At 73.4% G+C, this 2,786-nt stretch carries 3 protein-coding genes; 1 reads left to right on the top strand and 2 read right to left on the bottom strand.

The window, feature by feature from the left end; genetic code table 11:
* Positions 1–510 (top strand): TetR/AcrR family transcriptional regulator (locus tag SACHA_RS0104255; protein ID WP_019807471.1); only part of this gene is annotated, 510 nt, incomplete at its 5' end.
* Positions 511–716: 206 nt separating this feature from the next.
* On the opposite strand, the gene dmpG is transcribed toward SACHA_RS0104255, so the two are convergent.
* Complete coding sequence (gene dmpG, locus SACHA_RS0104250) at positions 717–1,769, bottom strand: 4-hydroxy-2-oxovalerate aldolase (protein ID WP_019807470.1); 1,053 nt, start codon at positions 1,767–1,769, stop codon at positions 717–719.
* Positions 1,766–2,683, bottom strand: coding sequence for an acetaldehyde dehydrogenase (acetylating) (locus SACHA_RS0104245; protein ID WP_028662874.1), 918 nt, complete (start codon positions 2,681–2,683; stop codon positions 1,766–1,768). The genes dmpG and SACHA_RS0104245 overlap by 4 nt, the downstream gene beginning before the upstream one ends.
* Between the last annotated feature and the right edge of the window lie 103 nt (positions 2,684–2,786).

The following is a 2,786-nucleotide window of genomic DNA, read 5'->3' as shown; positions in this document are numbered from 1 at the left end:
GCCACGGGCGGCGGCACCGTGAGCGTCCGGGCGGTGTGCCGGCGCGCCCGGCTCACCGAGCGCTACTTCTACGAGAACTTCGCCGACCGCGACGCGTTGGTGGTGGCCGTCTACGACCGGGTGGCCGAGCAGGCGCACCGCACGCTCGCGGACGCGGTGCGCCCGGCGGGAACGGCACCGCACGACCGGGCGTGGTCGGCGGTCTCGGCGTTCGTCACCCTGATCCTGGACGACCCACGGGTGGGCCGGGTGCTGCTGCTCGCCCCGTTCGCCGACCCGGCGCTGAGCCGCGTCGGCGGGCAGCGGCTGCCGGTGTTCACCGAACTGGTGCGCGAACAGCTCTCCGACCGGGTGGCCGAACAGGACCGCACCATGACCGCCCTGACCCTGGTCGGCGGCCTGGCGAACCTGTTCACCGCCTACCTCACCGGCCAGCTCGACGTCTCCCGCGAGCACCTCACGGCCCACTGCGTCCGCCTCGTCCTCGGCGCCGACGCCCTGCACGCCTGACCCCTCCCCCACCCCGCGAGTCGCCACCCCAGACCGGCGAGTCGACACTCCAGGTCCGCGAGCCGACGTTCCGGGACCGCGAGCCGACGTCGGGGGTACGTGACCCGGCGGGTCGGGACGACGTCCGCCACGCAACCTGGTGCCGACTCGCGGGTCTCCCGCGTCGACTCGCGGGCACCGGGCGTCGACTCGCCGGGGTGGGTGGGTCATGAGGAGAGCTGGAGGGCGATGTCGATGATCATGTCTTCCTGGCCGCCGACGTAGCGGCGGCGGCCGACCTCGTAGAGGATCTCGTGGGCGGGCACGCCGTAGCGCTCGGCGGCGCGTTCGGCGTGCAGCAGAAAGCTGGAGTACACCCCGGCGTAGCCCTGCACGAGGGACGAGCGGTCCAGCACCGGAAGCCGGGTGATGTAGGGCTTGACCACGTTCTCCGCGGCGTCCATGAGCACGTCCTTGTCCGCCCCGGTGTGTACGCCGAGCCGGTCGAAGGTGGCCGCGAGCACCTCGGTGGGCGAGTTGCCCGCGCCGGCCCCGAGCGCCACCAGCGACCCGTCGATCTGCCGGGCGCCGGCACGGTGGGCCAGCACCGAGTTGGCCACACCGAAGCTCAGGTTCTGGTGCCCGTGGTAGCCGACCTGCGCCTCGTGGCCGACCTCGGCCACCAGGGCGGCGACCCGGTCGGAGGCGTCCTCCAGGATCAGCGCGCCCGCCGAGTCGACCACGTAGACGCACTGGCACCCCGCGTCCACCATGATCCGCGCCTGCTTCGCCAGCTCCTCCGGCGTGGACATGTGCGCCAGCATCAGGAAGCCGACCGTCTCCAGGCCCAGCGCGCGGGCCTCGCCGAAGTGCTGGATCGAGACGTCGGCCTCGGTGCAGTGGGTGGCGATACGCACCGCGCCCGCGCCGAGGTCGGCGGCGGCCTTCAGGTCGGTGACCGTGCCCAGCCCCGGCAGCAGTAGCACCGCGATGCGGGCCTGCCGTGCCTGGTCGACCGCGGCGGCGATCAGGGTCCGTTCGTCCACCCGGGAGAAGCCGTAGTTGAACGTGGAGCCGCCGAGCCCGTCGCCGTGGGTGACCTCGATCAGCGAGATCCCCGCCGAGTCCAGCGCGCGCACGGTGTCCCGCACCTGGGCCTCGGTGAACTGGTGGGCCATCGCGTGGCTGCCGTCCCGCAGGGTGGTGTCGACCAGCCGCACCCGGTCGGCACCGGTGCCGTCCCCCGTGCCGGCGGTGCCGGTCGCGCCCGTCGTGCTCATGCCCGCACCGCCTTGTCCTCGATGATCCGTCCGGCCAGCAGTTCGCCCACCCTCGACGCGGCGGCGGTCATGATGTCCAGGTTGCCCGCGTAGGTGGGCAGGTGGTCGCCGTTGCCCGCCACCTCCAGGAACGCGGCCACCCGGGCCTTGCCGCCCCAGTCCGGGCGGGGCTCGTCGAACTGCGGGTCGGCGGTGAGCCGGTAGCCCGGCACGTAGGTCTGCACCTCGGCCACCATCCGGTGGATCGACTCGGTCACCGCGTCCCGGTCGGCGTCCGGGTCGATCGCGCAGAACACCGTGTCCCGCATGATCATCGGTGGTTCCATCGGGTTGATGATGATGATCGCCTTGCCCCGCTCGGCACCGCCGACCTCCTCCAGGCCGCGGGCGGTGGTCTCGGTGAACTCGTCGATGTTGGCGCGGGTGCCCGGCCCCGCCGACCGGGACGACACCGACGCGACGATCTCGGCGTAGGAGACGGGGGTGACGCGGGAGACGGCGTGCACCATCGGGATGGTCGCCTGCCCGCCGCAGGTGATCATGTTGAGGTTCGGCGCGTCGACCCGGGCGGGCAGGTTCACCACCGGGCAGGTGAACGGCCCCACCGCCGCGGGGGTGAGGTCTACGGCGGGGATGCCGGCCTCGGCGTAGCGCGGCGCGGCGGCCAGGTGGGCCTTCGCCGAGGTCGCCTCGAACACCAGGTCCGGCCGTTCGTCCCGGTCGAGCAGCCAGTCGAGGCCCTCGGCGGAGGCGGTGACCCCGAGTTCGGCCGCCCGCGCGAGCCCGTCCGAACTCGGGTCCACACCCACCATGTACCGCACGTCGATCCGCTCGCTGCGGCGCAGTTTGGCCAGCAGGTCCGTTCCGATGTGTCCCGGGCCGACGATGGCGGCCACCGCTCGGGATTCGCTCATGGCGGCACACGGTGCTCCGGCGCGCACGGTGGGGCAACGTCGCCGTCCCGCTCACCGGAAACGCCCCGCCCGCGCCGGGTCCCGCCCCCACCGCGCGACCCGG

Origin of the sequence: Saccharomonospora halophila 8, assembly GCF_000383775.1 — a bacterium.
GTDB lineage: Bacteria > Actinomycetota > Actinomycetes > Mycobacteriales > Pseudonocardiaceae > Saccharomonospora > Saccharomonospora halophila.
This window is presented reverse-complemented; position numbering and strand designations above follow the sequence as displayed.